General features: G+C 69.0%; 31 protein-coding genes. 4 read left to right on the forward strand and 27 right to left on the reverse strand.

Annotated features, from left to right (window positions below; translation table 11 throughout):
• From OG395_RS35345 to OG395_RS35390, 11 genes are all read right to left on the reverse strand, one after another.
• A complete protein-coding gene (locus tag OG395_RS35345) occupies window positions 1-3,156 on the reverse strand; it encodes a phage tail protein (protein ID WP_327246545.1) in 3,156 nt (1,051 codons plus the stop codon).
• Between the two features lie 13 nt (window positions 3,157-3,169).
• On the reverse strand, window positions 3,170-3,313 hold the full coding sequence (locus OG395_RS58500) for a hypothetical protein (protein ID WP_383919733.1): 144 nt from the start codon (window positions 3,311-3,313) through the stop codon (window positions 3,170-3,172).
• Window positions 3,286-3,804: a hypothetical protein gene (locus OG395_RS35350; protein WP_327246546.1), complete on the reverse strand. Its 519-nt coding sequence runs from the start codon at window positions 3,802-3,804 to the stop codon at window positions 3,286-3,288. The genes OG395_RS58500 and OG395_RS35350 overlap by 28 nt, the downstream gene beginning before the upstream one ends.
• 98 nt (window positions 3,805-3,902) lie before the next feature.
• Entirely contained in the window at window positions 3,903-4,469 is a 567-nt protein-coding gene (locus OG395_RS35355; RefSeq protein ID WP_327246547.1) for a phage tail protein, read from the reverse strand.
• A 41-nt stretch (window positions 4,470-4,510) separates the two neighbouring features.
• Window positions 4,511-4,813 (reverse strand): hypothetical protein, encoded by a 303-nt coding sequence (locus OG395_RS35360; protein ID WP_327246548.1) that lies wholly within the window; start codon window positions 4,811-4,813, stop codon window positions 4,511-4,513.
• Window positions 4,810-5,259: a hypothetical protein gene (locus OG395_RS35365; RefSeq protein ID WP_327246549.1), complete on the reverse strand. Its 450-nt coding sequence runs from the start codon at window positions 5,257-5,259 to the stop codon at window positions 4,810-4,812. Before OG395_RS35365 ends, OG395_RS35360 begins: the two co-directional genes overlap by 4 nt.
• The gene (locus tag OG395_RS35370) at window positions 5,259-5,714 is read right to left on the reverse strand and encodes an HK97 gp10 family phage protein (RefSeq protein ID WP_327246550.1); all 456 of its coding nucleotides are present in this window, start codon (window positions 5,712-5,714) and stop codon (window positions 5,259-5,261) included. The genes OG395_RS35365 and OG395_RS35370 overlap by 1 nt, the downstream gene beginning before the upstream one ends.
• A complete protein-coding gene (locus OG395_RS35375) occupies window positions 5,714-6,397 on the reverse strand; it encodes a hypothetical protein (protein ID WP_327246551.1) in 684 nt (227 codons plus the stop codon). The genes OG395_RS35370 and OG395_RS35375 overlap by 1 nt, the downstream gene beginning before the upstream one ends.
• 3 nt (window positions 6,398-6,400) lie before the next feature.
• Window positions 6,401-6,661 (reverse strand): hypothetical protein, encoded by a 261-nt coding sequence (locus tag OG395_RS35380; RefSeq protein WP_327246552.1) that lies wholly within the window; start codon window positions 6,659-6,661, stop codon window positions 6,401-6,403.
• 13 nt (window positions 6,662-6,674) lie between these two features.
• A complete protein-coding gene (locus OG395_RS35385; protein WP_327246553.1) occupies window positions 6,675-6,884 on the reverse strand; it encodes a hypothetical protein in 210 nt (69 codons plus the stop codon).
• Window positions 6,884-8,185: a phage major capsid protein gene (locus tag OG395_RS35390; protein ID WP_327246554.1), complete on the reverse strand. Its 1,302-nt coding sequence runs from the start codon at window positions 8,183-8,185 to the stop codon at window positions 6,884-6,886. The genes OG395_RS35385 and OG395_RS35390 overlap by 1 nt, the downstream gene beginning before the upstream one ends.
• A 375-nt stretch (window positions 8,186-8,560) precedes the next feature.
• Between OG395_RS35390 and OG395_RS35395 the strand changes: the two genes are divergently transcribed.
• Window positions 8,561-8,938, forward strand: a complete 378-nt coding sequence (locus OG395_RS35395; RefSeq protein ID WP_327246555.1) for a VOC family protein — start codon at window positions 8,561-8,563, stop codon at window positions 8,936-8,938.
• Window positions 8,939-9,202: 264 nt separating this feature from the next.
• Here OG395_RS35395 and OG395_RS35400 read toward each other — a convergent pair whose 3' ends face one another.
• The 6 genes from OG395_RS35400 to OG395_RS35425 form a co-directional block, all read right to left on the reverse strand.
• Complete coding sequence (locus OG395_RS35400; protein ID WP_327246556.1) at window positions 9,203-9,829, reverse strand: HK97 family phage prohead protease; 627 nt, start codon at window positions 9,827-9,829, stop codon at window positions 9,203-9,205.
• Window positions 9,826-10,170 carry a hypothetical protein gene (locus OG395_RS35405; protein WP_327246557.1) on the reverse strand — a complete coding sequence of 115 codons (345 nt, stop codon included), beginning with the start codon at window positions 10,168-10,170 and terminating at the stop codon, window positions 9,826-9,828. The genes OG395_RS35400 and OG395_RS35405 overlap by 4 nt, the downstream gene beginning before the upstream one ends.
• 2 nt (window positions 10,171-10,172) lie before the next feature.
• Complete coding sequence (locus tag OG395_RS35410; RefSeq protein ID WP_327246558.1) at window positions 10,173-12,485, reverse strand: phage portal protein; 2,313 nt, start codon at window positions 12,483-12,485, stop codon at window positions 10,173-10,175.
• 11 nt (window positions 12,486-12,496) lie between these two features.
• Window positions 12,497-13,843, reverse strand: a complete 1,347-nt coding sequence (locus tag OG395_RS35415) for a phage terminase large subunit family protein (RefSeq protein ID WP_327246559.1) — start codon at window positions 13,841-13,843, stop codon at window positions 12,497-12,499.
• A complete protein-coding gene (locus OG395_RS35420) occupies window positions 13,840-14,340 on the reverse strand; it encodes a hypothetical protein (protein WP_327246560.1) in 501 nt (166 codons plus the stop codon). The genes OG395_RS35415 and OG395_RS35420 overlap by 4 nt, the downstream gene beginning before the upstream one ends.
• Before the next feature lie 160 nt (window positions 14,341-14,500).
• Window positions 14,501-14,986: a hypothetical protein gene (locus tag OG395_RS35425; protein WP_327246561.1), complete on the reverse strand. Its 486-nt coding sequence runs from the start codon at window positions 14,984-14,986 to the stop codon at window positions 14,501-14,503.
• 212 nt (window positions 14,987-15,198) lie between these two features.
• Between OG395_RS35425 and OG395_RS35430 the strand changes: the two genes are divergently transcribed.
• On the forward strand, window positions 15,199-15,753 hold the full coding sequence (locus OG395_RS35430) for a hypothetical protein (RefSeq protein WP_327246562.1): 555 nt from the start codon (window positions 15,199-15,201) through the stop codon (window positions 15,751-15,753).
• 9 nt (window positions 15,754-15,762) lie between these two features.
• Here the strand turns inward: OG395_RS35430 and OG395_RS35435 are convergent, their stop codons facing one another.
• The 4 genes from OG395_RS35435 to OG395_RS35450 are packed head-to-tail and all read right to left on the reverse strand — an operon-like array spanning window position 15,763 to window position 17,900.
• On the reverse strand, window positions 15,763-16,404 hold the full coding sequence (locus OG395_RS35435; RefSeq protein WP_327246563.1) for a hypothetical protein: 642 nt from the start codon (window positions 16,402-16,404) through the stop codon (window positions 15,763-15,765).
• Window positions 16,401-16,946: a hypothetical protein gene (locus tag OG395_RS35440; RefSeq protein WP_327246564.1), complete on the reverse strand. Its 546-nt coding sequence runs from the start codon at window positions 16,944-16,946 to the stop codon at window positions 16,401-16,403. Before OG395_RS35440 ends, OG395_RS35435 begins: the two co-directional genes overlap by 4 nt.
• 7 nt (window positions 16,947-16,953) lie before the next feature.
• Window positions 16,954-17,088: a hypothetical protein gene (locus OG395_RS35445; RefSeq protein ID WP_327246565.1), complete on the reverse strand. Its 135-nt coding sequence runs from the start codon at window positions 17,086-17,088 to the stop codon at window positions 16,954-16,956.
• A 17-nt stretch (window positions 17,089-17,105) separates the two neighbouring features.
• On the reverse strand, window positions 17,106-17,900 hold the full coding sequence (locus OG395_RS35450; protein WP_327246566.1) for a DUF2637 domain-containing protein: 795 nt from the start codon (window positions 17,898-17,900) through the stop codon (window positions 17,106-17,108).
• Between the two features lie 191 nt (window positions 17,901-18,091).
• On the opposite strand from OG395_RS35450, the gene OG395_RS35455 reads away from it, so the two are divergent.
• Together OG395_RS35455 and OG395_RS35460 are read left to right on the forward strand one after the other, a co-directional pair.
• Window positions 18,092-18,355 (forward strand): hypothetical protein, encoded by a 264-nt coding sequence (locus tag OG395_RS35455; RefSeq protein WP_327246567.1) that lies wholly within the window; start codon window positions 18,092-18,094, stop codon window positions 18,353-18,355.
• Between the two features lie 41 nt (window positions 18,356-18,396).
• Window positions 18,397-18,618, forward strand: a complete 222-nt coding sequence (locus OG395_RS35460) for a hypothetical protein (protein ID WP_327246568.1) — start codon at window positions 18,397-18,399, stop codon at window positions 18,616-18,618.
• A 1-nt stretch (window position 18,619) separates the two neighbouring features.
• Here OG395_RS35460 and OG395_RS35465 read toward each other — a convergent pair whose 3' ends face one another.
• From OG395_RS35465 to OG395_RS35490, 6 genes are all read right to left on the reverse strand, one after another.
• A complete protein-coding gene (locus OG395_RS35465; protein WP_327246569.1) occupies window positions 18,620-19,198 on the reverse strand; it encodes a hypothetical protein in 579 nt (192 codons plus the stop codon).
• 32 nt (window positions 19,199-19,230) lie between these two features.
• Window positions 19,231-19,545 carry a hypothetical protein gene (locus OG395_RS35470; RefSeq protein ID WP_327246570.1) on the reverse strand — a complete coding sequence of 105 codons (315 nt, stop codon included), beginning with the start codon at window positions 19,543-19,545 and terminating at the stop codon, window positions 19,231-19,233.
• A gap of 126 nt (window positions 19,546-19,671) precedes the next feature.
• Window positions 19,672-19,818, reverse strand: coding sequence for a hypothetical protein (locus OG395_RS35475; protein ID WP_327246571.1), 147 nt, complete (start codon window positions 19,816-19,818; stop codon window positions 19,672-19,674).
• Window positions 19,819-19,820: 2 nt separating this feature from the next.
• Window positions 19,821-20,153 (reverse strand): hypothetical protein, encoded by a 333-nt coding sequence (locus OG395_RS35480; RefSeq protein ID WP_327246572.1) that lies wholly within the window; start codon window positions 20,151-20,153, stop codon window positions 19,821-19,823.
• A 27-nt stretch (window positions 20,154-20,180) separates the two neighbouring features.
• Entirely contained in the window at window positions 20,181-20,735 is a 555-nt protein-coding gene (locus OG395_RS35485) for a WhiB family transcriptional regulator (RefSeq protein ID WP_327246573.1), read from the reverse strand.
• 231 nt (window positions 20,736-20,966) lie between these two features.
• On the reverse strand, window positions 20,967-22,769 hold the full coding sequence (locus tag OG395_RS35490; RefSeq protein ID WP_327246574.1) for an AAA family ATPase: 1,803 nt from the start codon (window positions 22,767-22,769) through the stop codon (window positions 20,967-20,969).
• Window positions 22,770-22,775: the final 6 nt, after the last annotated feature.

The raw sequence follows: 22,775 nt of genomic DNA on the forward strand, positions 1-22,775 counted from the left end.
TCATCGCCCCTTTCGTCCGATGAGGCCCTGCCAGGAAAGGGCACGCAGGATGCCGTCCGGGGTGGCCTCGGACTGGTAGAGGTTGAAGGTGTTGTTCGTCGTGGGGGCCCCGGCGGTGCCTGCGTAGGCGGTGGTGAGCTGGCCGGGTGCGGGGATGCTCGGCGTCACCGTCGCTACGGCGGACGCCGCGCCGGCCGCAGCGTTCGCCACGGACGCGGCAGACCTGGTCACAGCCGCGCGCATGTCCTCGAACCCGAGCGGCATGCCCTGCATGAACAGCTGGCCGATCTGCCGGGCCTTACGGCTCGGAGAGTGCATGTCGAGCGCCTTACGGATGGCCTTCAGCATGGCCTCGGCGATCTTCTTCATTTGCTTCTCGATCGAGCCTTGCTGCTTCTTCAGCCCATCCACCAGGCCCTGCGCAGCCTTGACGCCGGAGTCGTACAGGGCGCCGGCCACGCTGTTGCCGGTGGACGTGGCTGCCTTGGCGAGCTGCGCCTGAAGATCATTGATCCTCTTCAGCTCGGTCGGAGTTGCACGGGCCAGTGCCTGCGCCGTGGCCGCGCCCCCGTCGACACCCGCCGCGGCGATGTCGCCGAGGAGGTCGGACCGGAGCCCGGCCTTTTTCAGCTTGGCGAGGTGGTCGCCGAATGCCTTGGCCTTGGCAACGGCCTGTTGCAGCCCGACCGTGATAGCGGCGACCGAGTTGACGATGCTGTTGCCGGAGGTGATGTTCGCGTCGCCGAGGATGCCGTCACGGAAGTCCGTGGCAGCCTTGGTGCGGGCCTTGACCGCGTCGTCGAGCTTCTTCTGTGCGTCCTTCAGCTTGGCGGTCACGGTGTCGCGCTGCTTGGCCAGGGACAGCAGCCTCTTGTTGTCCTTCTCCACCCGCGAGAGCAGCGACCCGAGACCGCTTTTCTTCTTGCGGTTGCCGGAGTTGATGCTGATCGCGCGCTCGATCAGGTTGGTGACGCTGCCCAACTTGGACTTGAGCGCGGCAGTCGATGCGTCGATGCCGTCGACGAGGCCCTTGATGATCAGCTTGCCCGCCGGGGTCAGCAGCGTGGCGTCCCGCTTCTTCGGGCCCTTCCACTTCGGGATCATGTCCGTCAGCCCAGCCAGCACACTCGTCACGGACGGGATCGCCGAGCGGATACCAGACACGAACCCGGCGACCAGCGCGGCGCCGGCCGTGGCGAGCAGGCGGCTGAGGTCGCCGAGCGCGGCCCGTGCCTTGCCCGGTAGTTCGGCCACGCGGCGGACGGCCTCGCCGATCTTGGTCTGGATCGCGCCGACCATGTCGAGCCCTGCTCGGGTGACCTGCTCGCGCAGCTTTCCGCCAAGCGGGGCGAGGGCGTCCCTGGCTTTACCAGGCAGGTCCCGGAAGTTCTTGATCGTGCTGGCGACCATGTTCACCGCGGCCTGCTTCGCGATGTCGAGGGCGCCGCTGAAGTCACCGGAGAGCAGGGCGGCGATGATCTGGAGGGCGGGGATCACGATGTTCGTGATCGCACCGGCGAGGCCGGACGCGAGGGCGACGGCCAGACCGCCGATGACCTCGATCAGGCCGGGCAGGTACGGGGCGATCTCCTCAAGCAGCTTGGTGCTGAAGTCGGCGAAAGCCACGATCAGCGGGGACAGCGCCGCGAGGAGCTCACCGCACGCCTCGCCCACCTGCACCAGCGACGGGCCCATCTCGACGAGGAGGTCGCCGAGGAACCCGATCCAGTAGACGAGCTGGTCGGCGATCAGGGCGGCGAGCGGCTCGATGATGCCCGGCAGCGCGGCCAGTACGGGGTTGAGGGTGTCTTGCAGGGTGTCGGCGACGGTCTGCACGACGGGGGCCAGGGCCTTGAAGATGCGGGCGCAGGCATCGAGGAGCGGCGTCAGTACGGGCAGCAGCCCGGCGACCAGTTCCCCGATGACGGGGAGCAGCGGGGCCGCGGACGTAACCAGTTCCCCGATCGCCTTGGCTGCGGATTTCAGGACAGGCCCGAGGGCCTCCATGATTGGGGACAGCCCGTCGCCGAAAGCAGATACGAGCGTGTCGACGGCCGGGGCGAGAGCCGACAGGATCGGTCCGCCCAGCTCGGCCATCTGACCGAGCAGGGATCCCAGCGGAGGCAACAGCTTCCCGAAGATGCTGAGGAGCCCGCCGAGCCCTTGGGCGGCACCGTCCGCGCCGCCCGCGATGCCCTCGAAGAAACCTGACAGCCCGGTGCCGATGTCGCCGAGTCCCTTGCCGAGCGCGTCGATCACGGGTCCGGCAGCCTTCAGTCCCGTGATCAGCCCCGGCATCGCGTTCTTGGCCAGGGCACCGAACCCGGCGACGAGTGGCTTAAGGAGCGGGCCCGTCGCGGTGAACGCCTCTTTCAGGGCGGGCCCGAGTTCCCGGACGATGCCGGACACCTGCTTGGCGATGTCCTTGAAAACGGGGATCAACGGGGCGGCAGCGTCGGCGAGCGTCGACTTGATCGACTTGCCCATGTCGGCGAACGCTGCCTTGACCTGCTTGTTTTCCTTCAGCGCTACCGCGCCGAGCCCGGCGAACGCCAGAGGCAGCGCGGCCAGCGCGGCACCCGCACCGACGGAAGACGCGGCGATTCCAGCGATGGCCAGGCTCGCCGTGCCGGCGCCCGATGCGGCGGCCGGGCCAAGGCCGTTGAGGGCCCCGGACAGCTCGCCAACATCGTGGGTGCTGCGTTCGGTATCGACGTCGACGTCCACGTCGATTTCGGGTGGCACTGCGGTTGCGGCGGCGCGGAGCTGCTCCAGCTGGCGCATCGCCCCGGCGGTGGCGGCCCGGACGTTGATGTTCGGGTGCGTGTGTGAAAGCCGGTCGAGGTGAGGCTCCAGTCGATCGAGCTGGCGTAGCGCGTCCTCGATGCTGATGTCGACGCCGATGCGCTGCGAGGCGAGCTGGTCAAGTTCCCCGCGGACGCGTGCAAGGTCGCGATCGAGGTCGCTGCTGTTCGCATCGATCTGGACGTCAGGGATGTTGTTGACGGCGTCGCGGACCTCGCGTTGGATGCCGGCGCCGAGGGCCGCGCCGACGGCGGACCCTTGGCGTGCGGCATCCGCGGCGATGCCGCTGGTGTTCGCAAGGTTGACCTGCAAGTGCGAGACGAGGTTCGGCAGGTTGATGTCATCGGCCACCGCGGGTCACCTCCTACTGCATGGCGGCCATCGCGAGGAGCGACGGTCCGGACTGGTTTGGGGCCTGGCTGCCGCCGGAGTTGTGGGCGGCCTGGTGCTGGTCGGCGAGCGTGACCAACTGCACCTGCGTCATGTCCCAGAACTGGCCGGGTGGAATGTGGAGGGCACCGACAGCGAGGTAGTAGAACTCGGCCCAGGGGTAGGCAGCGACAGCCCCGGCGTCACCGTCTCGACGGTCGGGGCCGGTCCGTTTCCCCGGTGCTCCAGCGCCTTGCCAAGGGCAGACGAGAACGCGGCGACGTAGGCGTCGAGGCGGCCGGGGTCGAGGAGGTCGGCGAGGTCGGCGCCGTCGGTGCGGCGGCGGAACACGATGTCGGAAACGGTGCGCTTGCCCTTGGTGTCGACGTGCTCGCGCAGGTGCGGTTCGAATCCGCCGGGGCCGACGAGGGCGGCGCCGAGGATCTGATGGAGGGGCCCGAATGCGGCTCCGCCTCCGGTGCTGTCGATGGCTTCCTGTACGGCTCCGATGGATCCGAACCGGGCCTCCAGCAGGGCGAGGGCGCGGAAGCTGTAGCGCAGGGGTACTTCGGTGCCGTCGGTGAGGGTGATGGTGCCGCCCTCGGCGAGCAGGTCAAGTCCAGTGGTCATGCGGGGCTCCAGGGTGAGTGCCGGGTTTCGGCCTGCGGGGAGAGGGTCCGGGCGGGCGGCGGCGTAGACGGTGGTCCGCGCCCGCCCGGAGATCGGGGTCAGACGATCGCTGCGGCGGTCTCGTTGAGCGCGATGCTGATCCACTTCTTGTTGGACAGCAGCGGGTCCGCGTCCGCGGTGAACGACGCGATCCGGTAGTCCTCCTCGGCGAACCCGAGGTCGGGGAACGCGGACAGCGTGAGCTTGTGGAGGCTGACGTGCATGTCGCCGCCCACGATGTCGACGCCGTTCGGAGGGGTAACCCCTTCGAGCTTGAACGGGGGCATCGTCGCCGTGTCGCCGGTCAGGTCCCATACGGACTTCTGCGCCGGGGTGGTGCCGGTGTCGGTGACGGTGCCGCCAAGGATCGCGGTCAGCACGTCGAGGGACAGCTTGGCGTGGGTGATGGCCACCTGAATGTTCGTGACCGCGCTGTTCGTGGCCAGCTTGGTGTTGTCACCGCGCAGAGTCTTGACCTCGATCTCACCGGAGATCTCGAACGACTTGATACCCGGCACGTCGATCACGGCCCCGTACGTCGGGGTGCCCGACGCCGGGTCGGCAGTGAGCGGGCTGATCTTGGCGTCCTGGATTCCGTAGACGCGGGTGAATCGCTGGAGCGGCATGGTGGGTTCCTTCCTGGTGCCGGGGTTCGGCCCGGACGGGGCTACTGGATGGGCGGGGTCTGTTCCGGGTCCGGCGGGGGAGGTGCCTCCAGCACCGAGCCCGGCACCAGTGCGGCCAGCTCCTCCGTGACGGGGCCTGCGGCCTGCGGAGGGACGACTCCGTCGATCAGCCACCACATGACGCCGGGCCGGCCGGGAGAGGTGGAGATGATGACGGCGCCGTCGGTGACCCCGGCCGCCGGGTCGATGCGCAGGAGCGTGGCGTCGAGGCGGGCGGGCCAGTAGTCGGGGCCGAGGCCTGCGATCACGTCGTCGCGGGGGAGTTCGAGGATGGTGGCGGTCATGCGGGTGTCACCTCCGAGGCGAGCAGCTCGCGGTGAATCTCGACGGTGATGGAGGTACGGACGCGGTTGTCCTTGATCGGGAAGCGGTCCATGTCCGTGACCTTCACCGCGGTGACCTTGGCCGGGTGAGCAGGCAGCGCGTGGCCATGCAAGGCGTGGGCGATGGCCTCGGCCAGCCCGTACCGCTCGGCGTTGCGCGCGGTCGTTGCACCGGTCTTGATGCGGGCGGTCTGCACCAGGTCGACCGAGGCCTTTTCGACGATGGTGATCGATGCGTCCGGGTCGCCGAAATCTCCGTTGGCGGTGTCGAGGCCGGCGCTGAGTGCGTCGGTGACGACGACGAACGGCGGTGTCTGTCCCTCGCGGGGCCCGTCACGGAACACCGGGACGCCGAACGCCAAGGATTCGAGGCGGGCCTTGATCGCCCCGGCGGTCGTGGCAGCCATCAGCGCCGCCCCCGCCCGGCACGTACCTGCGACAGGTTCGCGCGAAAGAAGATCTCAGCCATCTCCACCGCCGGCCGAATGAACGGCCGGGCAGGCATGGCGGGGTGGTGGACCTTGGCCACGGGGTGGCGGGCGCCGGGCCAGTACAACGCTTTCTTGTTCGTGGGGAAGATGTCGTATTCGTCGGTGCCGTACTCGATCGCAGCTGCGTACTTGACGTTGGTGCCGACCACGTAGCCGACGGTGCGCCCGCTGTTCTCTGCGCGGGACACGATCGAGGACCGGAGGCGCCCTGTGTCGACGGGGGCCCTGCGTCGGGCCTCGTTCTGTACGTCGATGCGGGTGCGGTCCACGGCGCGTTTGACGTCGTCAGACATGCCGCCGAGCGCGCGCCGGAGGCCCCGCTCGTACTGGCGGGTGTTGATGCGGGTGGTGGCCGAGGTGCCGATCCTCATCACACACCGCCGATCAGTGAGTGACCGCGGTTGAGGTAGCCGACGAGGAGGGCGTCCACCTGCGTCGATCCGGTAGACGCCGACGGAGAGACGGGCGTCGTCTCCTCGTCGTCGGTGTCCTCGATGCGGACGTTGTTGCCCTCGTCGTCTACGTCGAGGCCCGGATTCTGTGCGACGTCCGCATCGGACGGGGCAGCCTGCGCCTGAATGTGCGCGGCGAGGAGGGCGCACGCCTGCGCCACCAGCGGCGGCACCTCGGCGTACCCGAACTCCCCGGCGATGCGGGCCTGTTCCAGTCCCCACCGCTCGAACAGTCCGCGGTAGCCGCCGTTGTACGACTCGGCCCCGGCGATCAGGTCGTCGTATCCGCCCCATCGCAGGAGGACGGCGTCCACGCTGCCGAGCACGTCAGACGACGTGACCCGCCAGGCAGACGACGGGAGCGACGGGGCGTCGTCGGTGGTGACGACGGGCGTCACAGAGGTGACCGTGCGGACGCGGCGCGGGAGGAGACAGGTCCCGTCCGGCGCCACGTCCGCCACCACCACCATGGTCATCGGCTCGAACTGCTGCTGTGTGTACGAGGTGATCCGCTCCGTGGCAGCACCGATCCACGCGGCCACCTCGGCGTCAGTGCCGGTGCAGCCCGCGTCTCGGGCCTGGTCCACGGAGCAGTACGCCATGGGTCAGCCCTCGTCGCTCTCGGCCGCGTCGAGCTCGCGCTTGACGCCCTCGGTGACGAGGCCGCCCTTGGCGACGATCTGCCGGGCGTGCCCGCCGGGGTGCTCGTGCACCACCGGGCCGACGGCCGTGCTGTAGCCGTCGCTGTCGAGGGCGCGGAATGCGTCCTCGGGCGCGAGCTGTCCGACGTCCCACCCGGTGCCGGCCGCGTACTCCTGCGTGCGGACCGTGGCCGCGGGAGCCTCGGTTTCCTTGCGTGCTGCCATGGGTGATCAGCTCCTAGGAAATGACGCCACGCGTCCGCAGGGCGGCGAGCAGCGCGTTGAATTGGGCCTGTGTGGGGGCGGCGCCGATGTCGGCGATGGTCGGCTTACTGGTGCCGTCCATGAGGCCCGGAGCACCGCCGATCACGCGGATCGTCAGCGTCTCCTGACCCTCGGTGCGGGTGCCGCCCTTGGTCACGGTCGCCTGGACCGGTACGCCGGCCATTACGGCAGCGCCGCAAACGTGATCTTGACGAACGCCTGCGGGGTGTGGACCGCTACGTTCGCTCGCCGCTCGGCGAGGATGACCAGCGTGTTCGCGGTGAAGTAGTCCGCGTGGCTGTCGGTCATGAGGATCGTGATGCCCTGCCGCTCCCACAGGGTGGCGCCGGTGCGGTAGCCGCCGAGGAGTGCGGTGCCCGCGGTCATGGCCACGCTGGTGACGACGGTGAGGCCCCAAATGCGCATGGGCGCACCGGAGTCGGTGACGGTCGTGATGACACGGAACTGCCCGTTGGCGTCGGTGTCCAGCTCGATGTCCTGCCAGTCGAGCGGGTTCATCACGATGGCGTCCGGCGGGTACATCGCCAGTTCACCCTGTGTCTTGGCCTTGCGGACGGTGATGAGCTTGGCGTCGGTGTTGCCCGAGGCGGGCTGGTACGCGCCGATCCCGGCAGTCGTGAGGATGCCCTGCATCTCCGTCGACCCGTTGCCGGTGAGGATCTCGCGGTCGAGCTTGTAGTCGAGGCCGTAGGTGAGTCGGCCGTTGATGTAGCCGACCAGCTGCGAGTTGTCGTCCGCGGCCTGCCTCGTGATCGGCACCCAGTGGGCAACCGTCTTGAGGGTGGTGGTGATCAGGTCGAACGTGAACGGCCCGGTCTTGGGCTTGTCCGCACCTTCGGCGACGACGGCCGCCTTGTTCCATGTGGCCTGCGGGCCGGACGTGTCCCGCATGTACTCCAGCGTGGTCCCGTCCGACGTCTGCCGGTCCAGGAGGTTCGCCACCAGGAGGGGGAAGTCCGGGTTCTGCGGGATGATCCCCGGAACACGGGTGTTCTGCTGCGGCTGCGTGCCCGTGGTGACGGTGCCGGCCGGGGCGACGCGGTGGTCGACTCCGAACTGTCCGCGCTTGCCGTTCGCGCGGAACGTCTCCAGCGCCTTGGATCGGACGAACGCCTCAGCCACGGTCAGCGGGTGCTGCTGGCCCTGGTCGTCGGGCTGCATGCCCGGCTGCTGCCGGACGTCGGGCTGCGGGTCCCCGGCCGGCAGGGACGCGGTGCGCAGCGACCGGAGCCGGGCGTCGCGCTGGTTTGCCTGCTCGATCTTGGCGGTGATGTCGTCGGCGCGCTTGATGAGTTCGTCGACGTCGCCGTCGTACGAGTCATCGGCGAGGAGCTTTGCGACCTCGTCGCGCTGCTCCAGCAGCGTCGGGGCGCCGCCCTTGATGGGGTAGACCGGGCGTCCGCCGACGATGCCGACGGCGCGGACTCCGGTCCGGGGGTGACGCGGGAGCGAGTTGGTGTTCATCGCGGCGTCCTTCCGGTTCCGTGGACGGCTCGCAGCCGCCCAGATGTCTGGGGGTCTGCGGTCCGTCTTTCACGGCCGGTGGATCGCGCCCGGCATGCTCACGGCTTTTACGTCCGGTGTGAGCCCCGGATCATGCGGCGAGGGTAGATCGAAACGGCGTGTCCACGTCGAGGAGGTGCGTCTGTGCTGGCTCTGCCCACGAGAACGAGCAGCACTTCGACACGGGTTAGGGAGGGGGGAAGGTCGTGTCAGTGACTGCTGTGTCTCGCCGTCGCCCATAGCGGATCGATGTCGCTCAGGTGGGGGTCCTCGTACATGGACGCGGTCTTCGGAAAATGGGTCGTGCAGGCGAGCGCAGTCTCCTACATTGCCCGAATGCAGATCGTCGTGACGCTGGACTGTGTTGATACCGAGGCGCAAGCGGAGTTCTGGCTCGCCGCGCTCGCACCGCTGGAATACCGGCGTGCCCTCGACGCACCTCCCTACCTCAGCCTGACCGGGCCCGCGCCGGCGCCAACTCTGCTCTTGCAGCAAGTCCCAGAGCCGAAGAACGGTAAGAACCGGATGCACCTCGACCTCGACTTCGGCACCGCCGATCTGGCCGTCGAGGTCGACCGGCTCGAACGGCTCGGTGCCCAGCAATCCTCAGGAGAGCAGACTGAACACGGCTTCCGATGGGTCGTACTCACTGACCCGGAAGGCAACGAGTTCTGCGTCTTCTCGCCGCCATCAGGCGCCAGCACGGCGAAGTAGTCCACGGCTCCGCCTCTCGTCACGGAACGTTATAGATCATCGGATCTGACACAGATTCTGAACCCGAGCGACGCCAAAGACAGACCGTCCGTCTCATCGAACTGAGTCCAGACGGCTCACCCAATCCAGTCCGCACAGGTCAGCGACTCAGCGACGACTAACTTCGCCGAGCCGGGCGGCGACGGGTGTCTGTCTACCTGCGTCGTCGCCCTCGGCCACCGCAAGATCACGTTACTTAGTGTGAACTTTTCTAGGACACAGCCGTCACACCAGCCGGAGGCGTGCGGCACGGCGGCGCCGCTCGTCCATCCGCCGGTCGTCGGTGGCCTGCTCCTCCTCGGCGATATGGGCCTGCTCGTCGAGGGTGGGCGCGTCTACCTGCTCGTACAGATCACCGAGGGCGGAGCGCACGGTCTTCAACTTGGAGCCGGGGACAGCGGCCATGCGGGCAGTGATCTGGGAGACCTCTACCAGGCGGGCGCCCTTGATGTTCGCGATCGTGGCCTCGCGGTCCTCGTCGCTCATCTCGGCGAGCTTGGACCACTCCGGCAGATCGGTCCGGACGAACCCGACGGACAGTTCCGAGGCAGACCCGGAACGCGCCATGGTCCGGGCGTCGCGCCCGGCCGCGGTGTCGTCGTACCGGCCGGAGATGTACAGGCCGTCGTCGCGCTCCTCGGCGGAAAACGTGCCGACGGGCTGATACGGGGAGTGCATGAACAACAGGGCGTACTGACCCTTGAGGCCCTTACGGAACGCCTTGGGGTGGAACGTGGTGCCGTACGAATCGACGACGCCGTACCGGCAGGCGAGACCCTCGAACGTGCCGTCAGCCCCGTCATCGAGGCGCCAATCGATGTCCTCCAGGGACCTGAATTCCAGCTCGCTCATCGCTGCTCACCCTTCTTGAGTGCGTGCTCGGCGTACACCTCGGCCACGCCGTCCATCAGCCCACGGTGGCCTGACGACAGCTTCGGGGCGTACCGGTAGACGACGCGGCCACGGTTGTCCCGGCCGTCGTGCTCATAGACAACGGACCCGCCGCCGAACGTGAGCAGCTTGGGCACCTCGCCGTTGATGCCGAGGCGTACGGCAATGTCCGCCTTGCCGTCGAACGGGCCGCGCCTCACCTCCTTGAAGGGAACACCCGTGGGGCAGTAGGCGCCGCTGTACTGGCTGGTGCCGGCAGGCTGGAGGATCACAGGGGCCTCGCCCCGCAGCAGACTGGCCATGATCAGGACTCCTCGAACTCGAACGTGAGGGCACATCGGCACTGGATGCTCTGGTTGGCAGGCGCTACCGGGTCGGCAGGCCACCGGGACTCGGTGAGCGTGAACCGCTTGTTCATCGGGACCGTGCTGCCCTGCGCCGCCCGGTGTGTCCGCCTGGTGCGCTTGTCATCGGTCGACAGCCACGTCTTGCGGACCGCACCCGCGTCGAGCGCAGCCATGTGCGACGCGGCCGAGTAGCCGCCCACCGTCTCCGTGCGGGCGATCATCGTTGCCCGGTAGTCACCAAGGTTGGTGAACACCTGCTGGATACGGGCCCGTAGCTCGGGCACGCTCTCGCCCTCGGCCACGCCGTGCGCGAGCAGCTGCGACCGGAGCACCTGCTCCGTGGTCGCGGTGACCTGCCCGGCGAGCTCGTCGATGCGGTCGGCGAGGGCGCCGGCGACGTCCGGCTCGTCGAGGTCGAACGATGCGGTGATGCTGGCCCCGCCGCGGCGCCATGCCCGCTCGACGAACGGGCGCAGCGCGTCGGCTGTGCGGCGCCGCCAGTACCGGGGGTCGAAGATCTCGCGGGCCTTGATGCGCTCCTCCCACCCGTCCGGGCCGGTGGCAATGTCCATGTCGGTGGCGCGGGCGGCCGGCACGACCTCGAGGTCGGGCGGGGCGAGGGTGAGGGCCTGCTCGCGGGCGAGGGCGCACGCCTCGGTGCGGACCTCGCCGAGCCACGCGGCCGAGCGCTCCGGTTTCTTCATCAGCCGATCGAAGTCCCGCAGCACCCGCGTGGCCTGCTCGCGCGCCAAGGCTCGGACGGCGCTGCGCCCGGCCGCCTCCAAATCGTCGTACGCGGTGTTGATGTCGTCGAGCGATGGAGACGACGGGGCGTCGTCGGCGCGGGTGAGCTCCAGACGACGGGGCGTCGCAGGGGCGTCGACCTGCGCCGATGCGCCGACGAGCAGGCGGGCAAGCGCGGACTCGACGGCACGCTCGACGACGGGCGCGATGTCAGGCGACGACGGGAGCAGACGGGACCAATCGGCGTCCCATGACCGGGCCTCATCACTGGACGGCACACCTTGCACCGGGGCGAACTGCGCGCGGTACGGGGTGAGTGTGTTCTGCCCCATCCCGTTGGGCAGTGGTTCGTAGCCGAGGACGGCGCGCGCCTCGTCGACCATGGTGATGTCGGCGTACATCGCAGCACGGGCGCGGTTCGCCTTGGAGTCCTGCTGCTCCTGCAACGCCTCAACGCCGGAGAGGTCGAACTCGGCCTCCTCGGCATCGGAGGGGAGGAGCACGCGGTCGATCTCCGAGCCGATGATCTCCAGCTTCGGTTTGATCGTCTGCGACCACAGGGCGGCGACCGCGGCCGTCTGGTTCTCATACGTGCTGCCACCGGTGAGGACGTCCTTGCGGACGCCGAACGCCATCATCACCTCCTCTGCGTTCGCGACGCGGGACTCCAGGTAATCCATCTCCTCGGCAGTCAGCCCAACGCGGGCGTAGGACACCGGGGTACCGCCACCGGGTGGCGAGGAGACTAGGAGGTTTTTACCCGCGTTCGCCGGGCCCGTCATCGAGGAGCGCCATGCGGCCTTGGCGGCGTTGAACTGCGTCTCTTCCATCTGGCCGAGGTAGACGACGCCCGTCGGCGACGCCCCGTTCTTGTAGCTGGAGCGCTGCCACTCGCGGGCGTACGCGTCCATGTCCACCGCGTGCCGGCCCGCTTTCCACGGGGCGAGGCAGCCGAGCGGCTCGAACGGGTGCGGGTACCGCAGCCACAGCATCTCCTCCGGCAGCACGGGCACTTGCACCCCGTCGAGGCGCCGGATCATGAAACCGATGATGTCCGCCGTCGTCGGGCGCTGCGCGAGCGGCTTGGACACGATCACGTCGACCGGGTCGAACACGATGTGCGCCTCGGCCACGGGGCCCTGCCCGGTCTCTCCGCGGTCCAGCCACACGAACGACTGCCCGGCAAGCTCGCCCTGTTGGAGGATCAATGACTTGAAGACGCGGGCGGACATGAGGCTGTTGGGGCGCTTGTTGAAGAGGTGCGCGATCGGGTGTTCCTCGATTTCCGACCCGTCCGACCTGCGGACCGCGAGCGGCACGCTGCTCCCGTTGTCGGCGATCGCAGCCACGCACCGGTACGCCACTGCACTGTTCGCGTAGCCGCGGGCCTCGGCGTCGAGGTCGAGGGTGAGGGACTGCTGCCCACCGATCGACGCCACGGTGATCGGGCGCCGGTCCCGGACGGCGTCCATGCCGATGGCGCGCCGGCCGAATGCGACGTCGAGCGCGTCCTTGATACGTCCCATGTGGCGTCCTCCTATGCGACCGCGGCGAGGTTGCCCGCGGGCGCGAGCATCAGTTCAGTGAGGGCCCACACCATCGCGTCGAGCCGGTCCGGGGAGTCGTCGCCCGGTACCCACGTGGTGAGCTGCTCCTCCAGCTCGGGCAGCGACGTCACGACGTGCGCGGCGAGCTGATCGAAGATGGCGGCGACGGGCTCGGCGCGGGTGGCCTTGCCTCGGGTTGCGGTAACGGTCTTGTAGTTCACCGTCTGGTCGATCTGCCGGAGCGTCGTCCCAATCCAGTCGCCGCCGTTGTTGACCTCAGCCACCACCACGTTCGCTTTCCACGCGTGGTACGCCTGCGCCGCCTTGCGCATGCACTCCTCGGGCGACATGCGCCCGGACAGGTCATCGAGGATGTACCCATGCCGGCGCGAGAATCCGATGCGGTCCGGGATGTACGACTGGCCAATCCCGGCGACGATGATGCCCATCTCGTCCGACTCGTCGCCGCCCTTGGCCGCAGGGTCGATCGCGACAACGATGCGGACCATGGGCGGCGCCGCTCCAACACGGGTGGAGTCGAGACGAGTGCGGGTCCACAGGGCGCCCTCGATGTCCTCCAGGAGCAGCCCGTCGAGCTCCTGCTTCTCCATGCGGGTGCCGGCGTACTTCTGAATCAGTTTGTCGCGCTGCTCCTGCGGGAGGTGGTGCGCGTCGCGGGTCCGGCCGCGGGTGACGGTGACGTCCGCGCGGCGGGTGAGCTCGATCAGCTCGGTGCGCGGCTTGGGCGTCGTCGAGGCGATGTAGTGCGGGTTCGGACCGATTCGGAGACCCATCTCCGAGTGCGTGATCGCGGCACCGAGGCGGCGCATCGCTGCGGCCTCTTCCATCCACACGAGGCACCGGTTACCACCGGCGCGGAGGCGCTCGACGTCGTCGGGGGAGTGGGCGCCGAACAGCTTGGCCTCGGCCCCGCTCGGCCACCGGGCGTAGGTGCCGCCGCTGGTGGTGCGCAGCACGACGCGCGGGTCATGGCCCTTCAACCCGGACGGGCCGTTGACGCACGCCTCGACGGCGTCGCCCTGTGTCGGGGCGACGATCGCCATGCGGTGCCCGCCCTTCAACCGGGGATCGCAGGCAGGGCCGTTGACGTGCTCGACCATGTACCGGGCGCAGCCGTCCGTCTTGCCGGTGCCGCGCCCTCCGAGCTGGAGCCACCACCCGAGCGTCTCGATCTGCTGCGGGGCGACCTGCCACGGGTACGGGGTCCACTTGTCCCACCGCTTTTGCCACAGCTTCGCGCGGAGCCGTTCCTCCAGGAGGTCCAGCTCTGCATCGGTCAGGCCGGAGAGACGGCTCCGGAGGTCTGTGACGGTCACTGCTCGGCCAGCTCCTCGGCGAGGGCCTCGATCCGTGCGGTGCGTTCGTCGGTGAGGGTGAGGTCGCGCTTGACGGGGGCGTCGAGGCCGAGGAGCCGGGCACGGCGCTCCTGAATGCGGAGCAGGCGGTCGATGGCTTGGAGGACGGGCCCGTCGTCGGGGAGCGGCGTCCCGTCGTCGAGGGAGACGACGCGGCCGTTGGACACGGTGACGTGCTCGCGCTCCAGTACCTCCATGGCGGCGGCGTACATGTCGTCGAGGCGGTCGAGTTCGAGGGCGCGCAGGTCGTCGCCGGCCTCGCGGACGGTGGCGTCGAGGACCCGCTTGACCGCGTTGTACGCGTCCGCTTTGTGGTTGAACCCGAGCTCGGCGGCGATGCGCGGGTACGTCCAGCCGGACGAGCGGAGGCGGGCTGCCTCGGCGTCCCGCTCGGCCGTGGTGAGGGTACGGACGAACCTGCCCTTACCGTCGTGGGGCCTGCTGAGTGGGTTGTCCATGTCCGCACCTCCTCCTGCTCGGGAGGGTACGGATTTCGGACGCGGCCCGATCTTGAGGTGTGTCTGTGCCAGGTATAGGAGAGGTCCCACCCGGCGCTGCTGATCGGGTGGGACCTCGGTGGTCCACCAGCGCCGCAGTCATTCGGCGTGGACCACTGCGCTACTGCTGGCCCGACTCGTTCGCGAGCTGCGCCGACAGAGCGTTGAACGCGGTCACGTACTGGTTCGCCATGCGCAGCGTGGTCGACTCCGGGGTGACGTTGTACGTCTGCGCGGCCCCGTTCCCGAACGTCACGTTGATGACCGCTGCGCCCTTGTTCTTCCGGCCGGCCACGAGCGACGCCCCGCCGGTCGCGACACCGCCCACGAGGCGAGTGGCCGTCCATGCCTTGTGCGCCCCCGCGTTAACGAACTCCGCGTTGCCGCCGAGGATTGGACCCATGCTGGTCTCACCGAACTTGGACGACGGCCAGATGCGGAGCATGGCGGCGGCGTTGAGCGTGGTCTCGGCGGGGTGCGTGCTGCGCCAGTCCTTGAGGGCCTGCTTCTCTTCCTGGCGGCGGACGTTGGCGGCGTCGCGCTCCTGACGCCTTGCTTCGCGCTGGGCTTCGCGCTGTGCGGCCTTCTCCGGGTCACGCTTGAACATGCTGATCCCCCTTGGCTTTGCGACGGTTGAAGGGCAGCATCGCCCTCGTGAAGGAGATGTGAGGGCAAAGTGACAGACCTGTGACATGCGAGGGCCCCACCCGGCGCTGATCGAGTGGGGCCCTCAGTCCTAGCAGCGCAGCAGCCAGCAGCGCGTATGGGATGCCCCCACGGTACGGCGGGGGACTGACAACGGGTGGTTCAATGCGGCCCATGACTGACTGGCTGCCCGACATGAAGGATCTGCTCCCGGCGATATTCGGGCTCTTGGGGGCAGGAGTCGGTGCTGCGGCAGCGATGTGGGGTGCCCACAAAGCTGCGGATGCCGCGCTGAGACAGGCAGAGCGTCAGGAGAAGCACTCCGACCGCCAGTGGGTACGCGATCAACGACAGGCCGCGGTCGTCGCAGTCCTGCAAGCGGTTGACCGAGCCCTGCTGCTGGAGCAGGAGATCAATGAAGCTCGGATCACGAATGCTCAGCTGCCTGAAGGCGCTACGGATCGGATCGTTGTGCTGCTCAGCGAGATCAGGTCCAACACCAGGATGATTGATCTCACCGGCCCGGAATCGGTGCGGGCGGCGGCGGAGGACCTCGCTAAGACAACATGGGACGCGATTGCGGTGTTCAGCGCCGGACCCCAACCCGACGGACAGTGGACAGAGGTGCTTAATGTGCTCCGTGCACGAGACAGGGCACACAATGTGTTCCGGCGGGCTGCGGCAGCTGCGCTCGGTTTCGAGAGCGCGCCAACATTGCCAGCCGCGTAAGCAAGGAATCTAGGCAGAGCTGGCTTGCTGTGGGGCCACTTGGTGCCCGGGTGTGATGGTGACCTGCGCCCCGCTCGCGGACTCCACTACCGTGGGGGTAGTTGGGTAGTTGTCGCTGGTCACCGGGGTGGGGGAGGGGTTCGGCTCGGCGGTCGGGGGAGGGGTTATGTGTACGTCCCACGCGGCGGTGAGGTCGTCGACGTGCACCCCGGTCGACACGAAGCCGCCGACTCTCAGTGAGTCGCGGACGGGGATGCCGAGCCGCTCGATCACGCCGCGCAGCGCCGCTGCATCCCACTCCTTGTGCATGCCCGACTGATGCAGGCCGTCGAGGAGTTCGGCGACGAGGACACCGTTACGGTTCCCGATCCGTCCGTAGATCCACTGGACGAACGCGGCCTCGGCAGCCTCGGCCCGCTCGACGCGGTGGCCGGTGCGCCATGCGGCGATGCACCAGACGGCGAGGAGTGCCCACATGGTGCTGCGGGCGGCGAGGACGATTCCGCCGGCCACCCAGCAGCCGACGAGCAGGGCGACGAGGCGGGCGGCGCGCTCCTTGTTGGGGACGTCGTCCCAGAACGCGCGGGCCGCGCGGCGGGCGTTCGCGGTCGTTCCGCGGCCGAGGCGGGTGACGATCGGGGCGAGGTTCACTGCATCACCCCGGCGTACCAGCTGCCGGCCACGTTCACGGCCGAGGCGAGGGGGACGGCGGCGGTGCCTGCCACACCGCTGGACAGGCCGAGGAGGATCCCGGCGAGGATCCCGGCAAGGGACTGGAGCCGGGGCAGGCGCCTCGACCACAGGTAGTTCCCGATGACGACGGCCGTCCAGATCGCATAGACGGCGTAGCCGCCTGCGGTGAGGACGACGGGCGCGGCGCGGGTGACGTCGGGGCTGCTCCCGCCGACGCCGTAGACGAGGTAGAGGGTGCCGATGCCGTCGCCGCCCCACAGGCCGAAGCGGGTGATCAGGCCGAGGAGACTGATCGGTCCGGCGGCGAGGACGGCGAGGATGCCGTACGACAGGGCCACGACGAACGGGATGAGCTGCTTCCAATCGCGGTTGCCGCCGTCGTCGCCTTTCTTCCCGCCTCCCCCGCCGCCTTTCTTCCACCAGCGCTGAATGACGAGGACAACGACGATCGTGCCGAGGGTGATGCCGCCGAGGCTGACGGCCGTATTGCCGAGGTTCATGGGGTCCTCAATGGAGGATGGCCAGCCCGAGGGCGGCGAGGGTGAGGATGAGGGCGCACGTGCCGCTCACAGGCGGGACGGTGCGAACGTCGACCACGGCGAGACCGAGGAGACCGACGAGGGCCGCGAGCACAAAGAACACGGCGAACACGGCTGGGCCTACGGGTTCTGCCCGGCGGCGAGCGGGAGCGTGGCCGGGAGGCTCTTGAGAGTCGGCTCGCGCTGCTCGATCTCGGCTCGGATGATGCCGCGGATGGTGGAGTCTCCGACGCGGCCGTGTCCGGCGACGATCAGGGCGTCTCGCATGGCGGCGGTACCGGGCCGCGTTCCTCCGTCGTACAGCGGGCGGACGGCTGCGCACCTCGGGTCGCGGTAGACGATCGGTGCGGGCTGCTGCGCTGCGGCGGCCGGGAGTTGCGGCGCCGGGGCCTGCGCGGGCATCGGAGGCAGCGCCGGTGCGGGCTCCTCGACGCGCTCGACGACGGGGGCGGCAGGCTGCGCGTCGACGCTGGTCGACGGGGCGACGACGGGCGCCGACAGGGCCCGGTAGATCTGCCGCATCAACGCGGTGAAGATGAGCAGCGCCGCGCACGGCGGCACCGCGTGCACGACCTGCGTCATCCTGTCGACCTCACCGGCAGAGGCCACGTTGAGGACGATCGAGCCGATCGAGCCGGAGGCGGTGAGGAACACGGCGAGCCAGTCGACGCGGCGCAGCAGCGACGCGCGGAGGATGAGCACCTCGCCGATGATGATGAACGCGTCGATCGTGGCGGGCCATGCCCATGCGCGTTGCCCCTGGAGGCCGTTGTCGGCGGCGAGGGTGTGCAGGGCCTCGTACGAGAGCCAGAACGTGACAGCGGTGAGGCCGATGGTGAGGGCGGCGGCGAGGACTGCGAGGCGCAGGATGGTGTCACTGCGGGTGGGGTTGTGCGTAGGCTTGCGCGTAGCCATGGAGGTCTCTTCTCCTTGGTCAGAGCCCCGTCTGGTGTCTTCAGCACCTGCGGGGCTCGATTCATTTGTGGTCGTCGTCGGGCGTCGTCGACCCGTCGTGACGCAGCCAAGGGGTACCCCTTGGCCTCCCAGAGGGTACCCCTTGGACGGGCGTCTGTGCAGCCCTACGCTCCGGGCGGGAGGTAGCTGCTGTGGCTGACGAGGTGGAACGGGTACGTGAGGCGCTGCGCGCGCTGGAGGCGATCCCCGATGCGGTAGACCGCGCCGCGGCCTGCTCCGAGCTGCTCCGCGAGTGGCCCGAGCTGCATCGAGTGCTAGCTGATGTGCGGCAGCAGGCGGTCATCACCGCCAAGGCGCAGGGACACACCTACCGGGCGATCGGCGAGCGGATCGGGACGACGGGGGAGACGGCCGGCCAGATCGCGGCGGGGAAGAACAGGGCGTCGTCGGCGTAGCTCGACGTGCGTCAACGGCCCGTCGGGGTGAGGCTGGCCTCATGGGCGGTTACCTGCCGATCGTGATCTCTCCGCCGTCGCCGACGGGTGGTCGGCGGGTGCGTGTCGACGGGGAGATCCTCGGCCTCGCGCACAACGTTCGAGATGTGGCGGAGTTCCTACGCCGGTCGGGCATGGACGACATCGACGAGGAGGACGTGATCCTCTCCGGGATGATCGAGTGGCGTGGGGGCGGACCCGATGTGTGGTCCGCCCCCACGTAGATCACGAGGTGGTTCGAGTGTGGGTGTCGTCGACCAGCAACTGGTTGGAGACATCAGAGAACCGGTTCCACGCCTTCACCATGTCCGTGCGGGCTTGCGTGAGTTCAGTCGTTGCCTCCGCCAGCCTGGGGCCGCCCCCGGACCGGCTTTGGTGAGCCAATACCTGGTGCTGATCCCACACTGCCTGAGCCCTGTTTTGCAGCTCGCAGGCCGCGAACCATGCCTCGTTCGGGCCGAATAGACGGGTTCCTTGGCAGGCGATAGCAAGGAGGCCCCAGGCTTCGATGCCCCGATGATTCAACTCGTCTAGGGGCTGCTCACTCTCGACGGCCTGATGGTGTGCCGAGAAAGTCCTCACCATGTCGCCGTAGGCGCGCAACACCTCTCCATAGGATGTCCGCCGTTCTCCTCGAACCCAATGCACATGTTCGTTGCGGCTCTGCTGCTCCACCTGATGCGCAATGGCGTCGGCCGATGCCTTGGCGCCTGCGATGGCTCCTTGCTTGGCGAAGTACCCGCCGATCACGGCGCCGGCGAGCCCGGCCGCCCCCGCTATGACCGCCGACCATCCTGCATCCATCGGTTCCCCCTGCTGCTCCTACCTGATGCCGTCTACTGCTGTGGGGGACCGTACTGGCCACCGGGCGGCGGCTGCTGCGGCCCGTAGTACGGCGGGGCCTGGTACGGCTGCTGCGGCGGATACCCCTGCTGCGCCGGGTACTGCTGCTGCGGGTGCACGTACTGCTGCGGGTACGGCTGCTGCGGCATGGGCGGCGGCTGGTAGGTGGGGACGACGGTGGTGGTCTTGCGGCCCATGGCGGCGGCGATCGGCCACCCGGTGATGGCCCACAGTCCGCAGGTGAGGAGCGACAGGATCAGGTGGAGCGTGTGGTTCGCGCCGCGCTTTTCGACGTACCGCTGTGACATGGTCGGGCCCCCCTTGGTGGTGGGGGTGAGTGTGCCCGTTGTGATGGCGGTGTGTCGAGTTTGTGAACACGCGTACGACAGACGTCCCGTCGTCCGAGCGGGTGACGGGGCGTCTGGCCTGCGTCGTCACCGGTCGACGGGTGCAGGGTTGGGGCTCGGCGTGGGTGTGGTCGTGGCGCGGGCGGCGTCGAGGCCGGCCAGTAGCGCGTAGGCGCCGATGGCGGCGAGGGCGAGCAGCGCGGTGACGGCGGCCGTGAGGACGGCGCGGCGCATGGTCAGTGCTCCTTGATGCTGCCGAGGGCGCGACGGATACGGGGCAGCTCGGCAACGGCCGGGTGCTCGGGCATGGCGTCTAGGGCGGCATGAACGGCGTGCCAGATCATCGCGTTCCGCTCGACGACGGTGGTCGGTAGGAAGTCGGTGGGCTGGCTGCGGATGTACGCGAGGACGGAGTCATACGCGGGCTGCCGCGGGGCGTCGTCGCCCGTCGTCTGTCGGGCGTCTGCATCCTCGACGACGGGCGTCACCATCGCGTCGGCGACGCGTCGGACCTGCGTCGTCAGCCTGTCGACGGCCTTGACGACGTTGCGGTACGGGTCAACGGGCATGGTGCTGCTCCCTGTTCGTGGTGGTGGTCATGACGCCAGTGCCAGCGCAGGCCGCTGTGCCTTGCCACGCTTCGCTGCGCGCCGCAGCTCGCGGCGTACCGCGTTCTTGGCTCGCTCGGCCCGCAGGCAGCCGAGGCAGACGGGCTCGCCGAGGCGGCGGTGAATCGCGGCCCCGGCCTCCGATCCGCCGGCCGCGTGTTCCTCGGCCAGGCGTGCGCGGCGCTGCGCCTCGATGCGCGCGTCCTGCGCGGCGCGGCACACCCCGCACTGCTCCCCGTAGGCGAGGTGGGCGCACAGGGCCTTGTAGCTGCCGCACGGGACCCGCACCCTGCCCTGCTCGTCGAGCGTCGTCTCATCACCGGGGCGCAGAATCCGGCGGCGCTCCTTGGCGGTGAGCGCACCCCATGTGCCGATCGGCTCGGAGGCGGTGAGGGCGTAGTCGGCGCACTCCGCGCGGAGGGGGCAGCGCATGCAGATGCGGCGGGCCTGCTCCTGCTCGGTCGGAATGGTGGAGTGGAAGAGGTCGGGGTCGGTGGTGCATGCGGCGCGTCCGTGGTCGAGGAACGCAGGGAGTTCGATCATGGTCGTCCCTCCGGGGTGGGGTGGGTGGTTGGCAGGGTCAGCGGGTGGGCTGCCGTGGGGCGATGGCTGCGGCGTCCTGCTCGGCGATCGCGGCAGCGCGGCGGGTGTGCCAGCGCTCCAGGCGTCCGCAGAGGGTGGCGGCGAGGAACAGCAGGGCCGCGATGGCGACTGCGGGGGAGTAGGCGAGGAGTGCGGCGGTGATGGTGGGTTCCTCCTGTCTGACGTCGGGGGTTAGGCGGCGGTGTTGGGGTGGCTGCCGGTTTCGGGGTCGCAGCCGAGGTGTGTGGTGTAGCCGCGTTCGGCTCGGAGGGGTTGGAGTTCGGTGTCGCAGATGGTGCAGAGGGGGGTGTCGGGGGTGGTGTTTTTCTCGTCCTCCCCCACACCTCCCCCCTCCCTAGAGGGGGAGCGGGGGGAGGGAGGTTTTGATGGGCCATCCCCCGGACCTCCCCCGGTCTGTGGGGGGATGTTTGACCTGGGGTTTTCGTCGAACTCCCCCGACCTCCCCCCAAGATCGGGGGGAGTTTGGGTTTCAAGATCGCGGGGGAGGTCCGGGGGGAGGTCATTCCGGGCATCCTGGAGCTCGTCAAAGGAGCCTCGGCGCTTGCGGATCCTGATGGCCTCTTCGATCTTGTCCTTGCGCATCTGGATGCCCCGATCGCGGCACCACTCGATGACGCGAGGGCTGCCCCAACGCATGTCCACCCGGTCGGTGTCGAGGCGGCGCACCAGCCATTCAGGCGTGCCGATCGCGGGGACGTCAGGCCGCTGGTCGAGGGATTCGAGGACGACGGAGGTGACGGGCCGGCCATCGGGCTTGTGCTCGCCGTCGAGGGTGACGACCTTCAACCCGAATTGGAGGTCGTCACCCTCCTCGGAGTCCTTCTGTTTGCCGACCTTCATGGTCACGACGATGTTCTTGGAGTTGTCGCCCTTTTTGGAGACGTGCATCTCGGACTGGAGGGCGCCCTTGGCGGCGGAGGCGCCGCGGCCGTGCTCGCCGACGTGCCCGGTGTGGTGGATGAGGAGGACGCAGGCCTCTGTGGCGCGGCGGAGGTCGTCCATGCGCTCGATGACGATGCCGAGTTCGGTGTTGGAGTTCTCCTCGACGCCGACGGACACGCGTGCCTGTGTGTCGATGACGATCATTGCGGGCTGGAGGCGGCGCATCGCCTCGATGAAGGTGTCCCACTCGGGTCCGCGGGCCTGGACGGGCCGGGGGAGGAAGAGGACGCCGTGCATCTTCTGCCCGTAGTGCTTTTCCCATGCGCGGACGCGCTGGCGGATGCCGCGGGCGCCCTCGGCGACGAGGTAGACCACGGTGCCTTGGCGGACGTGGTGGCCGTGCCACTTCATGCCGGTGCCAACATGCCCGGCGAGGTCGATCGTTACGAAACTCTTCATGTGCCCGGACGGGCCGATGATGCGGGCGAGGGTGTCGAGGTGCAGGAGGTCGCCGACGAGGGGTTCCAGCGTGGGCATGTTGTCGAGGCTGGACGCGTCGAGGAGCTCGGCGAGGAGGGCATCAGCGGGGTCGCCGGAGCGGCCGGCGGCGCGCTCTTTCTGCCGCTGGAGGTAGTCATCAATGAACGTGACGGCGGTGCCGGGTTCGGCGTCGGGGGCGGTGGCCTGCTGGACGATGCGGCGGCCGAGGTCGGCCTCTGCGCGGAGGTCGGAGGCGGCGCGGACTTTCTCGGCAAAGTAGGCGGGCTCTCCGCCGCCGGTGTGGTCGCCGACCTGGACGAGGTAGGCGAGGCCCCCGGCGCGGGTGAGCTCCTTACGGCTCTCCAGCTCGATGCGCAGGGCGACGGGAGTGATGGGGGCGCCGGTGTCGTAGAGGTGGCCGAGCGCGTTCCAGATCAACTCATGGGCGGGGCGGGCAAAGTCTCCGCCCTGGAGGATGGCGCGGACGGAGGGGATGTGCCTGGGGTTGTGCAGGCAGCCGCCGATCACGTCCAACTCGGCTTCCATGTCGTCCCGCATCTGGCCGTGCGGGTCCGCCTGGTCGCGCGGTTCGAGGTGGCGGACGTTCTCCACGGGGCG

The sequence above is a fragment of the Streptomyces sp. NBC_01320 genome (genome assembly GCF_035974375.1).
Lineage (GTDB): Bacteria > Actinomycetota > Actinomycetes > Streptomycetales > Streptomycetaceae > Streptomyces > Streptomyces yanii.